We start from the raw sequence: 24,239 nt of genomic DNA on the forward strand, positions 1-24,239 counted from the left end.
GGTATCCCGCCAGATTTCAGATGCTCTGGTAACTTAGTTACCGAGTAGTTCACGATTGGACCATATATTGTATATTTTTGGTCGAATGAAAATGAGCCGCTGGAACCGGTGCATGTCCATATTGCAGAGGGAAGAGCAACTTCAAATGCGACAAAAGTGTGGATAACCAGTACGGGCAAGGCATTGCTCAGCCACAATTCTTCCAAAATATCAGCCCAAATTTTGAACAGTATGATTCGGGTGATAGAGGCCAACAGTGAAGAAATTATAGAAAAATGGCTTTCTCATTTTGGAGAAATACGGTACTTTTGTTAAGACTTTTTAAGAAATATAAAAAGGACAACTAATTTTATGGAAATCGAACGCAAATATTTAATTAGTCACATTCCATTTGATATAGCCGGATACCCCTTCCACCAGATCGAGCAGGCATATCTAAGCACTGCCCCGGTTGTGCGTGTCCGTCAGGAGGATGACACCTATTATCTGACCTACAAATCCAAAGGACTGATGGCGCGGGAGGAATACAATCTGCCGCTGACGAAGGAATCCTATGAGCATCTCCGCTCGAAGGCTGACGGCAGGATTCTGACGAAAAAGCGTTATCTGATTCCGATGGAAGGAACGGAGTACACGATTGAGCTGGACATTTTTTTTGGTGAATATGAGGGATTGAAGCTGGCGGAGGTTGAATTTCCAAGTGAGGAAGCCGCACATGCCTTTGTGCCGCCGGAATGGTTCGGGCGCGAGGTGACGTTTACGGGCGAGTACCAGAACAGCCGTCTGGCGCTGGCGGAAAACCTGGTATTAAAAACGAAAGAATAAAAACGAAAGAACAATACAAAGGTATATTATTAATGATAAAACAAGTAATGAATTGGATCAAAACGCACCGCTACTGTTTGGCAGGACTCTATATGCTGGTGTTTCTGTCAGGATTTTTTCTGCTGGAGCTGCATGAACCATCGGATGTTCATATTATACACTGTGCGGTCGATGACCTGATACCGTTTAATGAATGGTTTGTATTGCCGTATTTTCTGTGGTACGCGTGGGTGCCGGTGTTTATGCTTTATTTTATGATTCGGGACCGGGAGGCGTATCTGCGGCTTTGTTTTGTGATGTTTGCAGGAGCAACCTTTTGCTTATTTGTCTACCTGCTGGCACCAAACGGTTTAAATCTGCGGCAGGAGATCACATCACAGAATTTCTGCGCGCAGATTGTGCGGTTTCTGCGGAGGGTGGATCCGCCGAACAATGTCTGCCCGTCGATCCATGTATCGAGCACTGTGGCGGTACATCTGACGATCTGCCACGCGGCAAGTGTGCGGAACAAGAAACCGATCCGTACACTTTCGTGGATTGTCACGATTCTGATTTGTCTTTCAACCATGTTCATCAAACAGCATTCGCTGGTCGATGTGCTCTGTGGCTGGATTTTGAGCCTGATTCTTGACGAGGCGGTGAATGTGTGGGTACTAGTAAAGGCATTTTCAAAAGGAAAAGCTGGAAAAACAACGAATGCGGTTCATGAAGAATAAAAAAGTGAACAAATTGAACAGTTGCAATGATTTTCTGATATCTAAAAAGAAAAAAATGATTGCTTTGTGGAAAATAAAAAAATTAATATGAAAAGTCTTATAAAAATAAAGAACAGGAGGAAATAATCATGGCTGTAGTATACGCATTTTTAGCAGATGGACTGGAAGAAGTGGAATGTCTGGCGACGGCGGACGTGCTGATCCGCGCGGGTGTGAAGGTAAAACTGGTTTCGATTACGGGTAAAAAAGAGGTGAAGGGCGCACATGGATTTGGCATTCATGCAGACACCCTGCTGCATGAGATTGATCCGATGAAAGCGGATCTTCTGTTTCTTCCGGGCGGTATGCCGGGAACGAAAAATCTGATGGCGTGCAAACCGCTCTGCGATGCACTGGTGCAGGCAGATGCTGCTGGAAAGCGCCTGGCAGCGATCTGTGCGGCTCCGAGCATTCTGGGGCAGCTGGGGCTTTTGAAGGACAAGAAGGCAACCTGCTATCCGGGCTTTGAGGATGCCCTGACCGGTGCGAAGCTGACGGGTGCGGGCGTTGTGACGGACGGCAATATCACAACGGCGCGTGGACTTGGATATGCGCTGGATCTGGGAATTGAGCTGGCATCGCTCGTAGTCGATCGCCCGGTAGCATTACAGGTCAAAGATTCAATTCAGTATGACCAGGTGTAGTTTCAACTTAGAAACATACAGAAAATGCATCAAAAATGGCATAAAACCCACCTAAAACCACTCATAAACCCGCAAAAAGTGAACGCAAAATTATATTTTCCGCTAGTATTTAGCACGCAGATATGCTATAATGCTATCTTGAAGTGTAACGCCCGGTAGAATGGCGGTTCACATATAGAAGCAAGGAGGACCCCTTAAAATGAGTTTACAGGTAGAAAAATTAGAGAAGAACATGGCAAAGCTGACCATCGAAGTTCCGGCTGAAGAGTTTGATGCAGCAATCAAAAATGCGTACAACAAGAACAAAAACAAATTCAGCATCCCGGGATTCCGTAAAGGTAAAGCACCGTTAGCTATGCTGGAGAAGATGTATGGCGCGGGCATTTTCTATGAGGATGCAGCAAACGAAGTGATCGACGCATCTTATCCGAAGGCAGCAGAGGAGAGCAAGGAAGAGATCGTTTCCACTCCGGAGATCAAAGTGACTCAGATCGAAAAAGGTAAGGCATTCATCTACGAGGCAACCGTAGCTCTGAAACCGGAAGTAACTCTGGGCGAGTACAAAGGCGTAGAAGTTAAGAAGGCAGAAGCTGTTGTGACAGACGAGGATGTAGAGAACGAGCTGACTGCAGCACGTAAGAAAAACGGCAGACTGATCGACGTAGAAGACGGCGCAATCGAAGACGGCGACAACACTATCATCGACTTCACCGGCTACATTGATGACAAGACATTTGACGGCGGCGCTGGTACAGATTATCCGCTGGTAATCGGTTCCCATTCCTTCATCGAGGGCTTTGAGGATCAGTTAATCGGCAAGAAAAAAGGCGAGACCTGTGACGTAAACGTTACTTTCCCGGCTGAGTACCATGCAGATGAGCTGGCTGGCAAACCGGCTAAGTTCGTTGTAACCATCAAAGAAGTTAAGAGAAACGAGCTTCCGGAGCTGAACGATGAGTTCGCAAGCGAAGTATCTGATTTCGATACTCTGGATGAGTACAAAGCAGACATCCGCAAGAAACTGCAGGAGAAGAAAGAGCAGGACGCTAAAGTAGAGAACGAGAACAACGTAATCGAAAAAGTAGTTGAGAACGCTCAGATGGAACTGCCGCAGCCGATGGTTGACACTCAGGCAAGAGAGATGGTAGAGAACTACGCTCGCCGTCTGCAGAGCCAGGGCTTAAACATCAACGATTACATGAAATATACCGGCATGACACCGGAGAAGCTGATGGAGCAGATGCGTCCGGAAGCAGAGAAGAGAATCAAGACCAGACTGGTTCTTGAGAAAGTAGTTGAAGTTGAGAACGTAGAAGTTTCCGATGAGAAGCTTGACGAGCAGATCAACGAGATCGCAGCATCCTACAAACTGGACGGCGCTAAGCTGAAAGAAATGATGGGTGAGCGCGAGAAAGAGCAGATCCGTGAGGACCTGAAAGTTCAGGCAGCGATCGATTTACTGGTAGAGCAGGCAAAACTTGCTTAATCAAACCGATAAAAGCGAATACTGAAATACGGCAGAATTCTATGGTGTCCTAAGGCATCATAGAATTTTGTATTACTGTTCACAGGCAGGCACTTTTGGAACCGAAAGTGCCGTGCGATAACATAGTGGCAGCAGATTTTGCTGATTTGTAATGCGAAGCATCAGCAAAATCCTGTTACAGTTTGCACGCGTGTGAACTGTAACAATTTTTGCCATAAACATTCATTCTCAATTATAGGAGGAAGAATCATGAGTTTAGTACCTTATGTCCTTGAATCCACCAGCCGCGGCGAGCGGACGTATGACATCTACTCCCGTCTGCTTAAAGATCGTATCATTTTCCTGGGAGAGGAAGTAAATGATGTGACAGCCAGCCTGGTTGTAGCCCAGCTTCTGTTTCTGGAGGCAGAGGATCCAAATAAGGATATCAGCTTATATATCAACAGCCCGGGCGGTTCTGTTACCGCAGGTATGGCGATCTATGACACGATGAATTATATCAAATGTGATGTATCTACCATCTGTCTGGGTATGGCAGCCAGCATGGGCGCATTCCTGCTTTCCGGCGGTACCAAAGGAAAGAGATATGCACTTCCGAACGCAGAAGTGATGATTCACCAGCCATCCGGCGGCGCGAGAGGACAGGCAACCGAGATCCAGATCGTAGCGGAGAATATTCTTCGTACCAAGAAGAAATTAAATGAGATTCTGGCAGCCAATACAGGCCAGCCGTATGACGTGATCGTGCGTGATACAGAGCGTGATAATTACATGACAGCAGAGCAGGCGAAAGAGTATGGTCTGATTGATTGTGTCATTACCAACCACTAATTAGATTTCTGGATGGAATAATAGAAAGGAACAAGGTGGAAGTATGCCAGGCAGAACAGACGACAAAATACGCTGCTCATTTTGCGGCAAGACACAGGATCAGGTTAGAAAACTGATCGCTGGCACAGATAATGTATATATCTGCGATGACTGTATCGAACTCTGCTCGGAGATTCTGGAAGAGGAATTTGCCGATCAGGAAAAAGGACCGGATTTCAGCGGAATCAACCTGCTGAAGCCGAAGGAAATCAAAGAATTTCTCGATGAGTATGTCATCGGACAGGACGACGCCAAGAAGGTGCTCTCCGTAGCGGTTTATAACCATTACAAGAGAGTTATGTCCAAGTCCACGCAGGATGTAGAGCTTCAGAAGAGCAACATCCTGATGCTCGGACCGACCGGTTCCGGTAAGACATACCTGGCGCAGACGCTGGCGAAGATCTTAAATGTACCGTTTGCCATCGCGGATGCGACCACTCTGACCGAGGCTGGATATGTCGGCGAGGATGTAGAGAACATTCTCTTGAAGATCATCCAGGCGGCTGATTACGACGTCAGCAAGGCAGAGTACGGCATCATTTATATTGATGAGATTGATAAAATTACGAAGAAGTCTGAAAATGTATCTATCACCCGCGATGTATCGGGCGAGGGTGTACAGCAGGCGCTTTTAAAGATTCTGGAAGGAACCATTGCCAGTGTTCCGCCGCAGGGCGGCAGAAAGCATCCGCAGCAGGAACTGATTCAGATCGATACGACCAACATCCTGTTCATCTGCGGCGGTGCATTTGACGGTCTGGAGAAGATCATCGACAGCCGTTTAGGTGCCGGTTCCATCGGATTTAACTCCGATATTGTGGATCGCAAGCATCAGGATATCGATGAGCTTCTGAAACAGGTAATGCCGCAGGATCTGACGAAGTTTGGTCTGATTCCGGAGTTTATCGGTCGTGTGCCAATCACGGTATCGCTCCAGACGCTCAATGAGGAGGCGCTGGTCCGCATTTTAAGAGAGCCGAAGAATGCACTGATCAAGCAGTATCAGGCGCTTCTCGATCTGGACGGCGTGAAGCTGGAGTTCACGGATGATGCGCTGATGGCGATCGCCCACATGGCAGTCGAGAGAAAGACGGGAGCCAGAGGACTTCGTTCTATCATGGAGTCCCTGATGATGGATACCATGTATGAGATTCCGTCCGATTCCACGATCGGCATCTGCACGATTACCAAAGACGTAGTCGAGGGAAAGAGTGCGCCGGAGCTGGTATATCGCGACAATACGGTGCCCCGCAAGTCTTTTACAGGTCGTTCTAAGAAAGACAGAACCGGCGAGATTGCGTAAATGTAAAGGAAAATAAATGCAGCAGCTTGAGAATGGCGGCTGTTAATGGGGTCTGTGAGATGGCGAACTGCCATAGGCAGACCCCTGTTTTTCTTTTCACAGGAAATAACGATACATTTGATTAAGAAAGATAAAGGTGTTATGGAAGATAAGAAACTGACAATGCCGATGATCGCGCTGCGCGGACTGACCGTGCTGCCGCAGATGACGGTAAATTTCGATATCATCCGGGATAAATCCATCGCGGCGGTGGAGCAGGCGATGGTGGGCGATCAGCGAGTATTTCTGGCGACGCAGAAGCAGCCGGATGAGGTGATCCCGGATATTGACGGGATTTTTCAGGTAGGAACGATTGGCTACGTGAAACAGCTTGTCAAGATGCCGGGCGGCATGGTGCGCGTCACGGTGGAAGGGCAGGAGAGAGCCGAGCTTCTGGAGATGGAGAAGGGCGAGGCATGCTGCACTGCGATCGTGGAGATTCTGGATCCGGTCGAGGACGATCTGGACACGATTCAGAAAGAGGCGATGCTCCGGATTCTGAAAGAAAAGCTGGAAGAATACGGAAAATTAAATGTGGCAGCGGGACGTGAAGTATTAAGTCCGTTGATCGCACAGCCAGATCTGACCGAATTAATGAACCAGATATCAGCCCAGTTCCCGTGGAACTATGAAGCGCGCCAGTCGGTACTGGAATGCCGGACGCTGACGGAGATGTATGAGACAGAGCTGCAGCTTCTGCTGACGGAATTAGAGGTTTACCGCGTGAAACGCGAGTTTCAGACGAAGGTAAAGGCGGCGCTGGATAAAAATCAGCGTGATTATATTCTGCGGGAGCAGCTGCGTGTGATCCGGGAGGAGCTGGGAGAGGAAAATCCGGTTTCTGATGCGGATGAGATGAAGGAACAGTTGAAGAAGATCAAAGCCAGCGTGGAAGTAAAGGAGCGGATCCGCAAGGAGATCAACCGTTTCCAGAATATGCCGGCTGGCAGCCAGGATGCGAATGTGATCCGGACATATCTGGAAACGGTGCTGGAACTGCCGTGGAACAAAATGACGAAGGATAACGCGAGCCTGAAGCATGCGGAAGAGATTCTGGAAGCCGACCATTATGGTCTGGAAAAGGTCAAAGAGCGCGTGCTGGAATACCTGGCAGTCCGCATCCTGACGAAGAAGGGCACCAGCCCGATCCTTTGCCTGGTGGGACCGCCTGGAACCGGTAAAACTTCGATCGCCCGCTCGATTGCGAAGGCGATGGGACGCAAATATGTCCGCATCAGCCTGGGCGGCGTGCGCGACGAGGCGGAGATCCGCGGTCACAGAAAAACCTACGTCGGCGCGATGCCGGGACGCATCGTGGAAGGGCTCAAGCAGGCGGGGGTTGCCAATCCGCTGATGCTGCTGGATGAGATCGACAAAGTCAGCAGCGATTATAAGGGAGATACATCCTCGGCGCTCCTAGAGGTGCTGGACAGCGAGCAGAATGTGAAATTCCGCGACCATTATGTGGAGATCCCGATTGACCTGTCGGAGGTATTATTTATCGCGACGGCGAATACAACGCAGACGATCCCTGGACCGCTGCTGGACCGTATGGAGCTGATTGAAGTCAATAGTTACACGGAAAATGAAAAATATCACATTGCAAAAGACTATCTGATTCCGAAACAGCTGGAGAAGAATGGCCTTTCGAAGGAACAGTTAAATATCACGGGTCCGGCGCTGGAGAAAATGATTCACAGCTACACCAGGGAAGCTGGAGTCAGGAATCTGGAGCGCCGGGTTGGCGATATCTGCCGCAAGGCAGCCAGAGAGGTACTGGAGAAGAAGAAACCGTCGATCCGCGTGACAGAGCGGAATCTGGATCATTATCTGGGACGCGAGAAAGTCTTCTTCGATGCAGCCGGAAATGAGGCCCAGGTCGGTATCGTGCGCGGTCTGGCGTGGACGAGCGTCGGCGGCGATACACTGCAGATCGAGGTCAATGTCATGCCGGGCAAAGGCGTGCTGCAGATGACGGGTCAGATGGGCGATGTCATGAAGGAGTCGGCGCAGATTGCACTGACCTATGTGCGTTCGGTTGCATCTGATTACGGCGTGAAGGAGAACTATTTCGAGAAACACGATATTCACCTGCATATCCCGGAGGGCGCGGTGCCGAAGGATGGTCCGTCGGCCGGAATCACGATGGCAACGGCGATGCTGTCGGCGGTGACAGGACGGAAGGTACTGCCGCGTGTGGCGATGACCGGCGAGGTAACGCTGCGCGGTCATGTGCTGATGATCGGCGGTCTGAAAGAAAAACTGCTCGCAGCCCGCATGGCGCAGGTGGAAAAGGTACTGGTACCGGCGAAAAATCAGCCGGATGTCGAGGAACTTTCGAAGGAAATCACGAAAGGAATGGAGATCGTATACATCAAGGAGATGAACGAAGTCATCCGAGAGGCATTTGTACCGGAGAAATAGCGGTTTAGTAGGAGAAAAAATATGATTATAAAAGATGTAAATCTGGAAACCGTCTGCGGTATCACCAGTAAGCTGCCGGCAAATACACAGCCTGAATTCGCGTTTGCAGGCAAATCAAACGTCGGCAAATCGTCCCTGATCAATGCGCTGATGAACCGCCGATCCTATGCGAGAACATCCTCGCAGCCGGGCAAGACCCAGACGATCAATTTTTACCATATCAACGACGCGTTTTACTACGTCGATCTGCCAGGGTACGGCTACGCGCGCGCGAGCGTCGAGGTCAAGGCAAAGTGGGGCAAGATGATTGAGAATTATCTGCACAAATCGCAGATGCTTCGCTGCGTCTTCCTGCTGATTGATATCCGTCATGAGCCGTCTTCAAACGACAAACTCATGTACGACTGGATCGTTTCCCAGGGCTTCCAGCCGATCCTGATTGCGACCAAGGCTGACAAGATCAAGCGCAGCCAGCTCCAGAAACAGTTAAAGATTCTCAGAACAGGTCTGGGAGTCGGCACCGAAGTGATGATGATTCCGTTCTCCGCCGAGACAAAACAGGGCAGAGAAGAGATCTGGAACTATCTGGAGACGGAGATCTGGAAGGTGGAACATCCGGGGGAATAGATGCCGGTGGGTAACTGTTCACAGGTAGGAATTTTCTGAACTGAAAATTCCGTACGATACAGTTCCGGCAGCAGATTTTGCCGATTTGGAATGCGTAGCATCGGCAAAATCCCGTTGCTGAGCACACGTGTGTGAACAGTAACGCCGGTGGAGAGCGCGGACGGCGAGAAATAGAATAGAGTTTTAGAAAAATTCGAAAAATAAACGTATAAACTGCGGTATCTGACCGGATATCAGGCGGCGCCTATCCTTGCGGGCGATGTCAAATATCTGGGCTGGGTGGCGCAGTTTTTTGTTTCACAGGAAATTGCGTCCTATGAAACAAAAAAAGCGTTAGGTTTTTTTGAGAGAATAAAATATATATTTCTGGAAAATATAAAAATTGAGGTAACTGTTCAGTAGGTCTGCGCATTTACTGCGTTTTAATGGATTTTTGCGCGTGACTGTGAAGGTACTGAACAGTTACGAATTGAGAAAAATAATAAGGCTATCTTGAAGTAAAAAGTGATAGGATGGAATTTAAGCCTTATGGTGGTGCGGGTTGTGATTGAGTTGTGAGATAGAAGGGAGCAGCCATGTTTGAAAATCGGACGGATCTGGCGTTGGAGGAGAGAGAAAGTTTTGAGGGGGATGGGGGCGAAATCGGCGGTGTGGCGCTGCGGGAATGGCGCTGTCATGGCAGTTCGATCCGGATGACGGAAGTCTCGATTTTGAACGAAAAAGGTGCGGAATCAATGGGAAAGCCGATGGGAACCTACCTGACGATGGAAGATCCGGGGCTGTCGGAGACAGAGGACGCATACTGTGAGGCGGCTGCCGGGGAGTTAGGACGGCAGCTGGCGTCCCTGATCCGGAAAAACTGTGCTTCAACCATGGCCGGACTTTCGATTCTGGTAGCGGGACTGGGAAACCGGCAGGTGACGCCGGATTCGCTGGGACCGCGCGTGGTGGATGGGCTTTCGATGAACCGCCATCTGCGGACGGAGCCAGGCAGAAGAAATGGCACATACCTCTATACGGCTGAGAAAGCGGGGCGGACGGTGCATCCGGTTCTCAGCGGTATCCATCCAGGGGTGATGGCACAGACAGGGATGGAGACGGCAGAAATTGTCCGCGGCGTCGTGCGGGAGAGCCGCCCGGATCTGGTGATCGCGGTCGACGCGCTGGCGGCGCGAAACGTCCACCGTCTGGCAAGCACCATTCAGCTGACGGATACAGGAATTCATCCGGGTTCCGGCGTCGGCAACCACCGCCGGGGAATGACGCGGGAAAATCTCGGCGTGCCGGTAATCGCGATCGGCGTTCCGACGGTTGTGGGCGCGGCGGCGATCGTTCACGGGACGGTCAATGCGTTAGTGCGGACACTAACCGCCTCAAAAGAGGGCAGCCGGTACGGTGAATACATCCGGGAACTGGATTCGGACAGCCAGTATGAGCTGATCCGGGAACTTCTGGAACCTGAATTTGGAGCGATGTTTGTGACCCCGCAGGACATGGACGAGCGTATTTGCAAGCTGAGCGCAGCAATCGCCGAGGGGATCCGGCGGGCAGTGGAACGGCTGGAGGAAGAAAGATAACACTGAAAAAAATGTCAGATTGAAAAACAGAACCAAACAGGAAACTACACTTTGCTAATCGCATAGGATAGAACAGGAAAGAAGGGAGATGAATGCGGTGCGGTGGTGGCAGAGGGCAGCCGGGCTCCTGATGGTTCTGTTTTTGCTGACAGTCGGCTGGAAGATGCGTGCATTCATCTGGACAGCTGTGCAGAATGCGGTGGTAAGGTCCTGGTATCCGGTCTGGGGGACTAATTTGCGGGATATACCAGATTCGGAGGAGGGGAAAAGGCATAGACTTGCCGGGTGGAAGAAACAGACGCAGGGAGAAGCCGATCCGTCCTATTATAAATATCTGGAAGAACAGGAAGTCCGGCAGGAGTATATGGATTTCCTGGCACAGTTTTCCGGGAGTAGGCTGGTGGATGGAACTTTACTTGGAAAATGGAACGGGCTTGTTCATGGAAGTGGGAGACAGGGCGGCGGAGAGACAGACGAAGAGAGGCTGTATAGTGCTGGAAAGAATGGAGAAAAGACAGAGAGGGCAAATCCTGCCGCACTGGTGGACAGCCCGCGTCTGCGGAAAAAGCTGGAAGATTATGATTATCTGATCCAGCATTTTTTTACAATCCACCCGACGGCATCGATTGACCGGAGCCTGATGAACGCAGAGACATTTTTATCGATGGATCTGACAATCAGGAAGGACGAGGCGGACGGACCACAGATCTTGATTTATCATACCCATTCGCAGGAAAATTATAGAGATTATGCGGGAAGCGACGGAAAGGGAGCGGTGGTGTCTCTGGGGGAAGAGCTGGCAAAACGGCTGCGGGCGAAAGGATATCAGGTCTGGCACGATACAACTGCCTATGATATGAAGTCGGGGCATCTAGACCGGAGCCGTGCCTATACATATGCCTGCGAGGGTGTCACGAACCTTTTGCAGAAATACCCGTCGATTCAGGTGATTTTAGATGTGCACCGGGACGGTGTCAGCGAGCAGACGCATCTAGTCACGCAGATAGAAGGGAAACCAACGGCACAGATCATGTTTTTCAACGGTACCAGCGAAACGCCGGACGGACCGATCGAGTATCTGGCAAATCCCTGTCGGAAGGAAAATCTGGCGTTCAGTTTTCAGATGAAGTGGAATGCCGATCAGATATATCCTGGGTTTACGCGGACGATTTATTTAAAGGGGCTTCGTTACAATCTGCATCTACGCCCGCGCTCGGCGTTGATCGAAGTCGGAGCACAGACGAATACATATGAAGAGGCGGTCAATGCGATGGATCCGCTGGCGCAGCTTCTGGATCAGGTGCTGACAGGCTAATGGCAAGGCTTTTAGTCAAGGCTTTTTCTATTTCAGGACTTGCGGCGTACCTGAAAAAATGGTATATTCATTTAGATCAGGTGTTATTTATTATAAAAGATGATTTTAAATAAAAAATAAGATATCGCAGCAAACATGTTGCTGCCAAACAAAGTGATACAGAGAGAGGAATGAACGGATGGCAATTATAGATCAGAGCAAAATCAGAAATTTCTGCATCATTGCACATATCGATCACGGCAAATCAACGCTGGCAGATCGTATTATTGAGATGACGGGACTTTTAACGAGCCGTGAGATGCAGGCGCAGGTGCTTGATAACATGGATCTGGAGCGGGAGAGAGGTATTACCATCAAGTCGCAGGCAGTCCGCACGGTATATAAGGCGAAAGACGGTCAGGAGTACATTTTTAATCTAATCGACACGCCTGGACATGTGGACTTTAACTACGAGGTTTCCCGAAGCCTGGCGGCGTGCGACGGCGCGATTCTGGTTGTGGATGCGGCACAGGGAATCGAGGCGCAGACGCTGGCGAATGTATATCTGGCGCTGGATCATGATCTGGAGGTCATTCCGGTGTTAAATAAGATCGATCTGCCGAGTGCGGATCCGGAGCGCGTGGCAGCGGAGATCGAGGATGTGATCGGTCTGGAGGCGTCAGATGCACCGCGCATTTCTGCGAAGACCGGCTTAAATGTCGAGGCAGTTCTGGAGGAGATCGTGCAGAAGATCCCGGCACCGGCGGGCGATCCGGAGGCATCGCTGCAGGCGCTTATTTTCGACTCCCTGTATGATTCTTACAAGGGCGTTATCGTATTCTGCCGTGTGAAGAACGGTACGATCAAAAAAGGCACACGCATGAAAATGATGGCGACCGGAGCGGCTGCAGAGGTTGTGGAGGTTGGATATTTTGGCGCAGGTCAGTTTATTCCGTGCGAAGAGCTTTCAGCCGGTATGGTTGGCTATGTGACTGCCAGTATTAAAAATGTGCAGGATACCCGCGTGGGCGATACGATCACCGATCTGGACAACCCATGTGCAGAGCCGCTTCCGGGTTACAAGAAGGTAACGCCGATGGTATACTGCGGTCTTTATCCGGCGGATGGTGCGAAATATCCGGATCTGCGGGACGCGCTGGAAAAATTGCAGCTCAACGATGCAGCGCTCTATTTTGAGCCAGAGACATCGGTAGCGCTGGGCTTCGGTTTCCGGTGTGGTTTCCTGGGGCTTCTCCATCTGGATATTATCCAGGAACGCCTGGAACGCGAGTACAATCTGGATCTTGTGACAACGGCGCCGGGCGTTGTATACCGAGTGCACAAGACGAACGGCGATATGATTGAGCTGACGAACCCGTCAAACCTGCCGGATCCGTCCGAGATTGCCTATATGGAAGAGCCGATCGTGTCGGCGGAGATCATGGTTACGACCGAGTTTGTCGGTGCGATCATGACGCTGTGCCAGGAGCGCCGCGGCGTTTACCTGGGAATGGAGTATATTGAGGCGAGCCGTGCGCTGCTGAAATATGAACTTCCGTTAAATGAGATTATTTATGATTTCTTCGATGCATTGAAATCGCGCTCCCGCGGTTACGCGTCGTTTGATTATGAGTTAAAGGGCTACGAGGAATCCAAGCTGGTAAAACTGGATATTCTCGTCAACCGCGAGGAAGTGGATGCGCTCTCTTTCATCGTATTCGAAGGTTCGGCATATGAGCGCGGCAGAAAAATGTGCGAGAAGCTCAAGGATGAGATTCCGCGTCATTTATTTGAGATTCCAATCCAGGCGGCGGTCGGTGGAAAGATCATTGCCCGCGAGACGGTCAAGGCAATGCGGAAGGACGTTTTGGCAAAATGCTACGGCGGCGATATTTCCCGAAAGAGAAAACTTCTGGAGAAGCAGAAGGAAGGAAAGAAACGTATGCGTCAGATCGGAAACGTAGAGATTCCGCAGAAGGCATTTATGAGCGTCCTGAAGCTGGACGAGGAATAATGGAATTATATATACACATCCCGTTCTGCGTCCGCAAATGCCGTTACTGTGATTTTCTTTCGTTTGCGTCCGATGCGTGCGTGCGGGAAAAATATGTGGATCAGCTGATCCGGGAGATTGAAAGCATTCCGGAAGAGGATGCAGGGCAGTGTCCTGAAAATGCGGCGCCGCGGCTAAACCTGACAGGGCGGACGGTGGAGACGATCTTTATCGGCGGCGGAACGCCGTCCCTGCTTCCACCATCGGCGATTGAGCGGATTCTGGCAGCCGTCCGGCAGGTCTTTCGGGTAGAGCCGGATGCGGAGATCACGATGGAGGCGAATCCGGGGACATTGACGCCGGATTCGGCAGCCGGTTACCGGAATGCAGGGGTCAACCGCCTGAGTCTGGGGCTGCAGTCGGCTTCGGAGGAGGAATTGCGGCTTTTAGGGCGGATTCATACGCGGGAGCAGTTTTTACAGAGTTTTCGTGCTGCGCGGGACGCTGGATTTGACAATATCAATGTCGATCTGATGTCGGCGCTTCCGGGACAGTCGGAGGAGAGCTGGCAGGAGACTCTGCGGTTCGTCTGCGACCTGGAACCGGAACATATTTCCGCATACAGCCTGATTGTGGAAGAAGGCACGCCGTTATATGAAGAGTACGGGGAGATGTGCGCGGATCTGGAAAAATACGGCGATTACGCCTCTATGCCAAAGCGTTTACAGACGAAGTATGAAGGCTGCAAATGTCTGCCGGATGAGGAGACAGACCGGAATATGTACCACCACACGAAAACAACGCTGGCGAAGCTGGGCTATGAGCGGTATGAGATTTCCAATTATGCCAGACCGGGCTATGCCTGCCGCCACAACATCGGTTACTGGACCGGTGTGGAGTATCTGGGGCTTGGTCTGGGGGCATCCTCGCTGGTGGGCGGGAAGCGCTTTCAGGTGACGGCGGATTTGAACCGTTATCTGGTGTTTACGAAAGAAGAGCTGGCAGCGGGCGCGCAGTATGAGAAAATACACGAACTGAGCCATCAGGAGCGGATGGAAGAATTTATGTTTCTGGGGCTGCGGCTGACCGGCGGTGTCCGGACGGCAGAGTTTGAACGCCGGTTTGGCGTGGCGATGGAAGCGGTGTACGGTGAGGTGATCGAGAGGCTTTTGAAAGAAGGATTGTTGGAAGCAGCGGTCCAGACAGATAGCCATATCCGCCTGACTGAATATGGCTTGGATGTCAGTACCTATGCACTGGCGGAGTTTTTGCAATAAGAATAGAAATGTACGCCCAGAGTGCTTTTTGATTTCTGTTTTGCGACGGCAGGAGGAATTTGGGCGCGCATGAAAATTTTGGAGGATGTAGCATGGATTGCACGATACTGCAGTTTATAATCGTCTGCCCGATGGTATTTCTGGCAGGCTTTGTGGATGCGATCGCAGGGGGAGGCGGATTGATTTCGCTTCCGGCGTACCTGATCGCCGGGGTTCCGACCCATATGGCGCTCGGAACCAACAAAATGAGTTCCATGATGGGAACGGCAATCGCGACCGGGCGGTTTGCCAAAAACGGTTACATACAGTTTAAGAAGGTGGTCTGGTTTATCGTGGCGGCGCTGATCGGTTCTTCGATCGGTTCGAACCTGACTCTGTTAGTCAGCGATAAGATTTTACAGTATATGATGATCGTGATTCTTCCGATTGTTGCATTTTATGTTATGCGGAATAAGAAAATGGGCGATGATTCGCTGGCGGGCACCCTGCCGGAGCGGAAATCATTCCTGATTGCGCTGGCATCCGCGCTGATCATCGGTATTTATGATGGCTTTTACGGACCGGGAACCGGAACTTTCCTGCTGCTGGTGCTCACAGGAGCGGCGCGCTATACGATGAAAGAGGCGGCGGGTACGACAAAGGCGATCAATCTTTCGTCTAATGTGGCGGCGTTTGTCACATTTGTGATTCACGGCAAGATCATTTACACGCTGGGGCTGGCTGCGGCGATCTGCAGTATTTTAGGAAATTATATCGGTTCCGGCCTGGTAATGGGAAATGGACAGAAGATCGTGCGCCCGCTGATTCTAGTGGTGCTGGCGATCCTGTTTGTGAAGATTTTATCGGGAAATTAGAAAAGAAAATTAGAACGATTAGGCGGATTCATTCGTTTGACAGTTACTGTTCACGCATACGTGCCCAGTAACGGAATTTGCCGTGGCTTCGCATTTAAATACGGCAAATTCCTGCTGCCACCACGTTTTCTTACGGCACTTTCGGTTCCAAAAGTGCCTACCTGTGAACAGTAACATTTGACACATTTACAGTGAGAATGATGCAAAAATAACTGCGTGATGAAACGTGAATATTTGGCTGATAAGTCGTTTCAATAAAGAGAGGTAACGAACATGAAATGGAAGAAATTTACGCTGACGACCACCACAGAGGCGGTGGATCTCATCAGCTACACATTGGATGAACTCGGCATCGAGGGCATTGAGATTGAGGACAATATCCCGCTGACCGAGAAAGAGACGAAGGGAATGTTCATCGACATTCTGCCGGAGCTTCCGCCGGATGAGGGCGTGGCGAAGGTAAGTTTTTATCTCGATGAGGATGATGATATCCCGGCGATGATGGCGAAAGTCAAAGAGGCGCTGGAAGAATTGAAGCCGTTTACCGATCTGGGCGCCTGCACGTTTGCAGAATCCGAGACGGAGGATAAGGACTGGATCAACAACTGGAAACAGTATTTCAAACCGTTTACGGTCGATCACATCCTTATCAAGCCGACCTGGGAGACAGTGCCGGAGGAGCACAAGGACAAGCTGCTGATTCAGATCGATCCGGGTACGGCGTTTGGTACGGGCATGCATGAGACAACGCAGCTTTGCATCCGCCAGCTCGAGAAATACGTGACACCGGATTCAGAGGTGCTTGATGTCGGAACCGGAAGCGGTATCTTAGGCATCACGGCGTTAAAACTGGGCGCAAAACACGTATTTGGAACGGATCTGGATGAAAATGCGATCACAGCCGTTGGTGAGAATCTGGAAGCAAACGGAATCGCACCGGAGCAGTTCAAGGTCGTACAGGGCAACATCATCGACGATAAAACAGTGCAGGACGAAGTAAAATACGAGTATTACGACATTGCGGTTGCCAACATACTGGCAGACGTTATCATCATGCTGCAGAAAGAGATCCCGGTTCATATTAAGAAAAATGGTATCTTCATCACATCGGGTATCATTGATATGAAGGAAGAGGCAGTCAAGGCGGCATTTGAGGCGAACGATGCCTTTGAGATTGTAGAGATTACCCATCAGGGCGAGTGGGTTTCTGTCACAGCGAGGAAGAAATAATCATGTACCATTTTTTTGTGGAACCGCACCAGATCGGGGCGGAAGAAATCCGGATTGAGGGCGCGGATGTCAACCATATCCGCAATGTTCTGCGGATGAAGCCGGGTGAGGAGATCCTGATCAGCAGCCGTGAGGGCGGCGACTATTTCTGCCGCGTGGAAGAACTGGAACCAGAGTATGTTTCGGCAAAGATTCTGGAAGAATGGGAAAACAAAGAGCTTCCGGCGCGGATTCACCTGTTCCAGGGGCTTCCGAAGGGCGATAAGATGGAACTGATCATCCAGAAGGCGGTGGAGCTGGGGGCATACCGGGTAGTTCCGGTCAGCATGAAGCGCTCGGTTGTCAAGCTGGATGCGAAAAAAGCGGACGCGAAGAGAAAACGCTGGAATGCGGTTTCTGAGAGCGCCGCGAAGCAGTCCAAGCGCAGCCTTATCCCGGAGGTGGCGCCGCTTATGACCTACAAAGAGGCGGTCAAAGAGGCAGTCGGGTATGATATGGTTCTTCTGCCATATGAGTCGGCGGACGGCATCCGGAAAACGAGGAAACTGCTGGCGTCGGTCAAGCCGGGTACGGATATCGCCGTTTTCATCGGTCCGGAGGGCGGTTTTGAGGATGAAGAAGTCGAGCTTGCCAGGGAAAACGGGGCGGAGATCGTAACGCTTGGAAAGAGAATTTTGCGGACGGAGACGGCAGGCTTGTGTATGCTGTCGGCACTGATGCTGCAGTTGGAAGTGTAATTGGAAAATTACAAAGGAGATAGAGATAAAAATGGAAGCCTATTTTGATAATTCAGCGACCACCAAGGTGCTGGACTGCGTAAAGGATGCGGTCGTTGATGCAATGTGCGTCAACTACGGAAACGCGGCGGCGAAGCACAGAAAAGGTGTGGAAGCAGAAAATTTGATTCGCGAGGCAAAGAAGGCGATCGCGGATACACTGAAAGTGCAGGAGAAGGAGATTCTCTTTACTTCCGGCGGAACAGAGTCGAACAATACGGCGCTGATCGGCACGGCGCTGGCAAACCGCAGAGCCGGAAAACACCTTATCACGACCGGTGTGGAACATCCGTCGATCTACAATACGATGTCATTTCTGGAGGAGATGGGCTTTGAGGTGACCTATCTTCCGGTCGATCATCTGGGGCATATTTCTCTGGAGGATCTGGAAAAAGCTATCCGCGAGGACACGATCCTGGTGTCTGTGATGTACGTCAATAACGAGGTCGGAGCAGTAGAGCCGATCGAGGCGATCAGCCAGTGCATCAAGAAGAAAAATCCGAAGACATTGTTCCATGTCGATGCGATCCAGGCATATGGAAAATATAAGATCCGTCCGAAAAAACAGGGAATTGACCTGCTTTCCGTCAGCGGACACAAGATCCATGCGCCGAAGGGCGTCGGATTCCTCTATATTCGCGACGGTGTCAAGATCCGCCCGATTCTGTTTGGCGGCGGCCAGCAGAAGGGCATGCGTTCCGGTACGGAAAATGTGCCGGGGTGTGTCGGACTCGGTGTGGCAGCACGCGAGGCGTACAAAGATTTTGATGCACGCATCGAAAAGCTGTATACACTCCGGGAGCACCTGATTACGGGATTGAAACCGCTCGGCGGCGTCACCATCAACGGCAGTGAGGACCGCACCAACGCGCCGCAGATCGTCAGCGCCAGCTTTGAGGGCGTCCGCAGCGAGGTACTTCTCCATGCGCTGGAGGACAAAGGGGTTTATGTATCGTCCGGTTCCGCCTGCTCGTCCAATCATCCGGGCATCAGCGGTACTTTAAAGGGAATCGGCGTGAAAAAAGAACTTCTCGATTCGACGATCCGGTTCAGTCTGGGTGATCTGAATACCGAGGAAGAAGTAGACTATGCGATCGGCGTTCTGGGAGAACTGCTTCCGGTACTGCGCCGTTACCAGATGAAATAAAATGGCTGTTTAAAGAATGGCTGTTCAGTTTTTTTGCGGGAAAGCAGAAGAATGACAGCCTGCTGTAGAAAGGGAATTCCATGTTTCATACATTTTTGATTAAATATGCGGAGATTGGCCTGAAAGGTAAAAACCGCTATGTATTCGAGGACGCGCTGGTGTCCCACATCCATCACTCGTTAAAACGTCTTGATGGAAAATTTACCGTAACCAAGGAGGCAGGGCGTATCTATGCGACCGCAGCGGAAGAATTTGATTACGATGAGGTTATCGACGCACTGAAAAAGGTATTCGGTATTGCGGCGATCTGTCCGATGGTCCAGTTAGAGGACAACGGTTACGACGATCTGAAAGCGAAGATTGTTGAGTATGTGGATAAAGCATATCCGGATAAACACTTTACGTTCAAGGTAAACACCCGCCGTGCAAACAAACAGTATCCGCATACCTCCGAGGAAGTCAACCGCGATCTCGGTGAGGTCATCCTGGATGCATTCCCGGAGACAAAGGTAGACGTACACAATCCGGATGTTCTTTTAAATGTGGAACTGCGTGCAAAACGTATCAACGTATACTCTCTGGTGATTCCGGGACCGGGCGGTATGCCGGTCGGAACTAATGGACGCGCGATGCTGCTTTTATCCGGCGGTATTGATAGCCCGGTAGCCGGATACATGATCGCAAAACGCGGCGTTACCATCGAGGCAACCTATTTCCATGCACCGCCATACACCAGCGACCGCGCAAAACAGAAAGTAGTCGATCTGGCAAAGCAGGTAGCAAAATACGCAGGTCCGATCAAATTAAACGTAGTCAATTTCACAGATATCCAGCTCTACATCTACGAGCAGTGCCCGCATGAGGAGCTGACGATTATCATGCGCCGTTACATGATGAAGATCGCGGAAGAGCTGGCGAAGAAAGACGACTGTCTCGGACTCATCACCGGCGAGAGCATCGGTCAGGTAGCATCCCAGACGGTTCATTCCCTGGCGGTTACCAATGCAGTCTGCACACTTCCGGTCTTCCGCCCGCTGATCGGTTTCGACAAACAGGATATCGTCGATATTTCCTTGAAAATCGGTACCTACGAGACATCGATCGAGCCGTATGAAGATTGCTGCACCATCTTCGTAGCCAAACACCCGGTTACCAAGCCGGTCCTGCACCTGATTGAAAAATCCGAGCGCAATCTGGAAGAGAAGATAGATGCGCTGGTAAAAGAGGCGATCGATACGGTTGAGGTTATCCGGTGCTAGTCATATATAAAAAAGAATGTGCCTTGGCACATTCGGGCGTCTCGCGCGGTCGCTTGCGACAGTTTTTTGCTTCGCGCGAGTGCGCATCCTCGCGGAGTGTTTTTTTCATAGGACGCAGTTCTCTATGAAAAAAAAGAACCGCTGCAAAGCGAGTTGCTTAACAGCGGTTTTTTTCGTTTCAAACAGAACCATCTCGATCGTTCTAATGGTTGCTATACAATGTACGGAGCCAGTGTCGTTAAGATCTCATCGATCTGGTTCTCAGAATGGATGTTTAAATCGATCGGTTTAGACAGATCCAGACTGAAGATACCCATGATGGATTTAGCGTCAATCACATAACGTCCGGAAACAAGGTCAAAATCTACGTCGAACTTCGCTAAGTCGTTGACGAAGGATTTAACTTTATCGATCGAGTTTAAAGAAATACGAACTGTTTTCATGAAAAAAACCTCCTCTATCTACAATAATACTTTTATACTACAAAGTAATCTGACAAAAGTCAAGAGAGGATTCAATTTAAAGGAGATAAAAATGAGAAAAGCGGCATTCCACAATCTGGGCTGCAAGGTGAACTCGTATGAGACGGAAGCCATGCAGCAACTCTTAGAGGATGCAGGATATGAGATTGTGCCGTTCCGGGAAGGAGCGGATGTTTATATTATCAACACGTGTTCCGTGACGAATGTTGCCGACCGGAAATCGCGCCAGATGCTGCACCGGGCAAAGAAAATGAACCCGTCGGCGGCTGTTGTGGCGGTCGGCTGTTATGTGCAGGCAGCGGGCGCGGAGCTGAAAAAAGATGAGGCGGTCGATCTGATCGTCGGCAATAACCAGAAAAAAGATCTGGTACAGATCCTGGATGATTATTTTGCAGATCACGAAAACAGCGGTGAGATTCTGGATATCGGACATTCACAGGAATACGAAGAACTCCATATCCGCCGGATTGCTGACCATACGCGTGCCTTTATCAAGGTACAGGACGGCTGCAACCAGTTTTGCAGCTATTGTATTATACCATATACGAGAGGACGCGTCCGCAGCCGCCGCCCGGAGGACATCGAGCACGAGGTGCGCGGGATTGCGGAAGCCGGATACAAGGAAATTGTCTTGACCGGTATCCATTTAAGCTCCTATGGTGTCGATTTCAAGGATGAGCAGAAAGAAAATCTGCTGACTTTAATCAAACGTCTCGACCAGATTCCGGGCATTGAGCGCCTGCGCCTCGGTTCTCTTGAACCACGTATCGTAACCCGCGAATTTGCCAAAGAGCTGGCGAGGCTGCGGACCATCTGCCCGCACTTCCATCTGTCACTCCAGAGTGGCTGTGACGCGACTTTAAAGCGCATGAACCGCCGCTACAACGCTGCTGAATATCAGGCGTGCTGTGAAATTCTGCGGGAAGAATTTGACAATCCGGCGATCACGACCGATGTCATCGTAGGATTCCCGGGCGAGACCGAAGAAGAATTTGCCGAAACAGAACGCTTCTTAAAAGCGATCCATTTCTATGAAATGCATATATTCAAATACTCCCGCCGCGCAGGCACCCGCGCCGCCGATATGCCGGATCAGGTACCAGAAGGAACCAAATCCGTCCGCAGCGATATCCTGCTGGCACTGGAAAAACAGCAGTCCTTAGAATACCGCGGGCGCTTTCTCGGAACTGAAGAAGAGATCCTTCTCGAAGAACCGATCGAGATCGACGGAACCAAATACATGATGGGACACACCCGCCAGTACGTCAAAGGTGCCGTTCCATACGAAGAAGGATTAAAAAATAAGACGGTGAAGGGAATCTTCACGAAGGCACTGAATGAAGAGGTGCTTTTACTGGAAAGTGAATAGAAGATCGTAAACGAAAAAACCAATGATACCCCCAAGATGGGATTCATTGGTTTTTTACATACAAATAAAATTTTAAAAAATGACATAAATAGAATATATCGGCTTAACAAATTAATCAGTAAGCAATCAATGAACCCCAACGAGATCCTTAATAACTTCCCCAGCAATAATCAGTCCCACTACGGACGGTACAAAAGAGATACTCCCCGGAATCTGCCGTCTGGCGGTACAGCTGCGTGCGGTTCCCGGCGGGCAGACACAGTGGGAACGGCAGGAGGTAGCCATATCATCCACCGGCGTCAGTGGTTTTTCTTTCGAATAAACCACTTTCAGCTTCTTAATCCCGCGTTTTTTCAGCTCCCGCCGCATGACCTTCGCGAGAGGACAAACAGAGGTTTTATTAATATCGGTCACCTCAAAAGCGGTCGGATCCAGTTTGTTTCCGGCGCCCATCGAGCTGATGATCGGCGTGTGGGTTTCTTCCGCCTGTTCCACCAGAATCAGCTTTCCCGTCACGGTGTCGATTGCATCGATCACGTAGTCATACTGGGAAAAATCAAATTCCTTTGCGGTATCCGGCATGTAGAATGTCTTGTAGGTGTGGACAACCGCATGTGGGTTGATGGATTTGATGCGTTCCTCAGCGACATCAACCTTGTACTTTCCGATGGTGGAGGTGGTTGCGATGATCTGGCGGTTGATGTTGGTTAAGCAGACCTTGTCATCGTCGATGAGATCAAGCGTGCCGACACCGCTGCGCGCGAGGGCCTCCACCGCATAGCCGCCGACTCCGCCGATGCCGAAGATGGCAACGCGTGCTTTTGATAAACGCTCCATGGCATCCCTGCCGAGGAGAAGTTCCGTTCGTGAAAATGAATTTAACATATGATACTCCCTTATAATATATTCTGTCAGCAGTTTCTTTGTGTAATAGGAAATTACTTGGAATTCCCTATTACACAAAAAGGCACATTCTTTTTTAATTTGCTGTATTACCCTTATATGAAATATTCGATCGTAGCTTCCTCCGTCAGCACCGTATTCCGGTTAAACAGAAGCACTGCCTCGCGTCCTGCCATTTCGCCCAGCGCGTAGAGCTCCATCGATTCCCGGTTAAAATAGGAAAATGGCACGGATCGGTTCCATGAAAATGGGTGGTCGGTCACAAGAAGCGCCTCTTTCTCGTCTGGTTTTGTAAATGGAACCGTCTGGTAATACGGATCAAAGAGCAGGATCTGTCCATCTTTGACACCGGTAAACAGCACATAATGCGCTACCTCATAGTAAAGGCGCACGACAACCGCGCCGCCCCGGTACAGGGTGTCCAGAAGCAGGCTGTTGTCCCCGACATAGACATCCGAACCGCGCAGATAGCGGCTGGACACGGGAAGTTTTCCGATATCGCCAAGTCCCTGCAGCCAGTTGCTCAAAAACATCATCGCCGTGCAGGAGGTACCGCTCTTTCCAGCCGAGCCCTCCGGACCGTAGCAGTCGAGGCAGTAGAGCATGATATTTCGAAGAATCTCCGGCGGAATTTCCTCGCGCTCAAACAAAAAGCTGATCGCGTTTAAGAGGGAGGTCGGACCGCAGTCGTATTCCGATAATTGGTAGTGAAGTGGATTTTTCATGGTTTAAATCCTTTCATCTGCGGCAATCATCTTGTGTGCCGCTGTTTTCTTGTTCCGTAAAATAAAATGTGCTATACTAAATAGCAACAGGTTCTGTTATGATAACGATGAAAGTGTCAAATCGTTACCGGAAAATCAGCAAAAAACGCTTAAACCACGCTGGAAAAGCGCTTTTTACCCATCAGTTCGGTATTTTATTGTAAAGGTGCAGTCTGTGTTTGTCAAGAAAGACGTGAAGAAATGTTCACATATACGGAACAGGCAGATACAGTTCACGGGTAGGCACTTTTGGAACCGAAAGTGCCGTAAGAAAACGTGGTGGAAGCAGGAATTTGCCGTATTTGAATGCGAAGCCACGGCAAATTCCGTTACTGGGCACG

Annotated in this window: 23 protein-coding genes; 19 read left to right on the forward strand and 4 right to left on the reverse strand. The window is 50.2% G+C overall.

Annotation, left to right across the window (positions count from 1 at the left end; translation table 11 throughout):
• Positions 1 to 206: hypothetical protein (locus DXC57_RS15900; RefSeq protein WP_347502163.1), on the reverse strand; the 206-nt coding region annotated here is incomplete at its 3' end.
• Between DXC57_RS15900 and DXC57_RS13650 the strand changes: the two genes are divergently transcribed.
• The 18 genes from DXC57_RS13650 (at position 109) to thiI (ending at position 20,380) form a co-directional block, all read left to right on the forward strand.
• Positions 109 to 315 carry a DUF4160 domain-containing protein gene (locus DXC57_RS13650; protein ID WP_333563215.1) on the forward strand — a complete coding sequence of 69 codons (207 nt, stop codon included), beginning with the start codon at positions 109 to 111 and terminating at the stop codon, positions 313 to 315. The genes DXC57_RS15900 and DXC57_RS13650 overlap by 98 nt on opposite strands.
• A gap of 36 nt (positions 316 to 351) precedes the next feature.
• Positions 352 to 825, forward strand: coding sequence for a CYTH domain-containing protein (locus DXC57_RS13655; protein WP_118653134.1), 474 nt, complete (start codon positions 352 to 354; stop codon positions 823 to 825).
• A 47-nt stretch (positions 826 to 872) separates the two neighbouring features.
• Entirely contained in the window at positions 873 to 1,541 is a 669-nt protein-coding gene (locus tag DXC57_RS13660) for a phosphatase PAP2 family protein (RefSeq protein WP_182429730.1), read from the forward strand.
• A 128-nt stretch (positions 1,542 to 1,669) separates the two neighbouring features.
• Positions 1,670 to 2,224 carry a DJ-1 family glyoxalase III gene (locus DXC57_RS13665; protein ID WP_118653136.1) on the forward strand — a complete coding sequence of 185 codons (555 nt, stop codon included), beginning with the start codon at positions 1,670 to 1,672 and terminating at the stop codon, positions 2,222 to 2,224.
• 199 nt (positions 2,225 to 2,423) lie between these two features.
• A complete protein-coding gene (gene tig / locus DXC57_RS13670) occupies positions 2,424 to 3,710 on the forward strand; it encodes a trigger factor (protein WP_118653138.1) in 1,287 nt (428 codons plus the stop codon).
• A gap of 249 nt (positions 3,711 to 3,959) precedes the next feature.
• Positions 3,960 to 4,541: an ATP-dependent Clp endopeptidase proteolytic subunit ClpP gene (clpP, locus tag DXC57_RS13675; protein WP_022359226.1), complete on the forward strand. Its 582-nt coding sequence runs from the start codon at positions 3,960 to 3,962 to the stop codon at positions 4,539 to 4,541.
• Between the two features lie 43 nt (positions 4,542 to 4,584).
• On the forward strand, positions 4,585 to 5,883 hold the full coding sequence (gene clpX, locus DXC57_RS13680) for an ATP-dependent Clp protease ATP-binding subunit ClpX (RefSeq protein WP_117795072.1): 1,299 nt from the start codon (positions 4,585 to 4,587) through the stop codon (positions 5,881 to 5,883).
• Between the two features lie 141 nt (positions 5,884 to 6,024).
• Entirely contained in the window at positions 6,025 to 8,346 is a 2,322-nt protein-coding gene (lon, locus tag DXC57_RS13685) for an endopeptidase La (RefSeq protein WP_117795736.1), read from the forward strand.
• Between the two features lie 21 nt (positions 8,347 to 8,367).
• Positions 8,368 to 8,973 (forward strand): ribosome biogenesis GTP-binding protein YihA/YsxC, encoded by a 606-nt coding sequence (yihA, locus tag DXC57_RS13690; protein WP_107001606.1) that lies wholly within the window; start codon positions 8,368 to 8,370, stop codon positions 8,971 to 8,973.
• Positions 8,974 to 9,548: 575 nt separating this feature from the next.
• Positions 9,549 to 10,550 (forward strand): GPR endopeptidase, encoded by a 1,002-nt coding sequence (gene gpr, locus DXC57_RS13695; RefSeq protein WP_118472448.1) that lies wholly within the window; start codon positions 9,549 to 9,551, stop codon positions 10,548 to 10,550.
• A gap of 88 nt (positions 10,551 to 10,638) precedes the next feature.
• Positions 10,639 to 11,865 carry a stage II sporulation protein P gene (spoIIP, locus tag DXC57_RS13700; RefSeq protein ID WP_117795076.1) on the forward strand — a complete coding sequence of 409 codons (1,227 nt, stop codon included), beginning with the start codon at positions 10,639 to 10,641 and terminating at the stop codon, positions 11,863 to 11,865.
• 178 nt (positions 11,866 to 12,043) lie between these two features.
• Positions 12,044 to 13,858, forward strand: a complete 1,815-nt coding sequence (gene lepA / locus DXC57_RS13705; RefSeq protein ID WP_022359720.1) for a translation elongation factor 4 — start codon at positions 12,044 to 12,046, stop codon at positions 13,856 to 13,858.
• A complete protein-coding gene (gene hemW, locus DXC57_RS13710) occupies positions 13,858 to 15,114 on the forward strand; it encodes a radical SAM family heme chaperone HemW (protein WP_118653140.1) in 1,257 nt (418 codons plus the stop codon). Before lepA ends, hemW begins: the two co-directional genes overlap by 1 nt.
• A 92-nt stretch (positions 15,115 to 15,206) precedes the next feature.
• On the forward strand, positions 15,207 to 15,968 hold the full coding sequence (locus tag DXC57_RS13715) for a TSUP family transporter (protein WP_022359721.1): 762 nt from the start codon (positions 15,207 to 15,209) through the stop codon (positions 15,966 to 15,968).
• A 273-nt stretch (positions 15,969 to 16,241) separates the two neighbouring features.
• Positions 16,242 to 17,198 (forward strand): 50S ribosomal protein L11 methyltransferase, encoded by a 957-nt coding sequence (gene prmA / locus DXC57_RS13720; protein WP_022359722.1) that lies wholly within the window; start codon positions 16,242 to 16,244, stop codon positions 17,196 to 17,198.
• A gap of 2 nt (positions 17,199 to 17,200) precedes the next feature.
• Positions 17,201 to 17,935, forward strand: coding sequence for a 16S rRNA (uracil(1498)-N(3))-methyltransferase (locus tag DXC57_RS13725; protein WP_118653142.1), 735 nt, complete (start codon positions 17,201 to 17,203; stop codon positions 17,933 to 17,935).
• Positions 17,936 to 17,966: 31 nt separating this feature from the next.
• Positions 17,967 to 19,121: a cysteine desulfurase family protein gene (locus DXC57_RS13730; protein WP_118653144.1), complete on the forward strand. Its 1,155-nt coding sequence runs from the start codon at positions 17,967 to 17,969 to the stop codon at positions 19,119 to 19,121.
• A gap of 80 nt (positions 19,122 to 19,201) precedes the next feature.
• Positions 19,202 to 20,380, forward strand: a complete 1,179-nt coding sequence (thiI, locus tag DXC57_RS13735; RefSeq protein ID WP_117795086.1) for a tRNA uracil 4-sulfurtransferase ThiI — start codon at positions 19,202 to 19,204, stop codon at positions 20,378 to 20,380.
• Positions 20,381 to 20,592: 212 nt separating this feature from the next.
• Here thiI and DXC57_RS13740 read toward each other — a convergent pair whose 3' ends face one another.
• The gene (locus DXC57_RS13740) at positions 20,593 to 20,823 is read right to left on the reverse strand and encodes an HPr family phosphocarrier protein (RefSeq protein WP_022359725.1); all 231 of its coding nucleotides are present in this window, start codon (positions 20,821 to 20,823) and stop codon (positions 20,593 to 20,595) included.
• A gap of 91 nt (positions 20,824 to 20,914) precedes the next feature.
• On the opposite strand from DXC57_RS13740, the gene mtaB reads away from it, so the two are divergent.
• Positions 20,915 to 22,231 carry a tRNA (N(6)-L-threonylcarbamoyladenosine(37)-C(2))-methylthiotransferase MtaB gene (gene mtaB / locus DXC57_RS13745; protein WP_118653146.1) on the forward strand — a complete coding sequence of 439 codons (1,317 nt, stop codon included), beginning with the start codon at positions 20,915 to 20,917 and terminating at the stop codon, positions 22,229 to 22,231.
• Positions 22,232 to 22,357: 126 nt separating this feature from the next.
• Here the strand turns inward: mtaB and DXC57_RS13750 are convergent, their stop codons facing one another.
• Positions 22,358 to 23,116, reverse strand: a complete 759-nt coding sequence (locus DXC57_RS13750) for a tRNA threonylcarbamoyladenosine dehydratase (RefSeq protein WP_118653148.1) — start codon at positions 23,114 to 23,116, stop codon at positions 22,358 to 22,360.
• A 113-nt stretch (positions 23,117 to 23,229) separates the two neighbouring features.
• The gene (locus DXC57_RS13755; RefSeq protein WP_118653150.1) at positions 23,230 to 23,859 is read right to left on the reverse strand and encodes a peptidase C39; all 630 of its coding nucleotides are present in this window, start codon (positions 23,857 to 23,859) and stop codon (positions 23,230 to 23,232) included.
• Positions 23,860 to 24,239 lie beyond the last annotated feature (380 nt).

The sequence above is a fragment of the Clostridium sp. TF06-15AC genome, assembly GCF_003481165.1.
Classification (GTDB): Bacteria; Bacillota; Clostridia; order Lachnospirales; family Lachnospiraceae; genus Otoolea; species Otoolea fessa.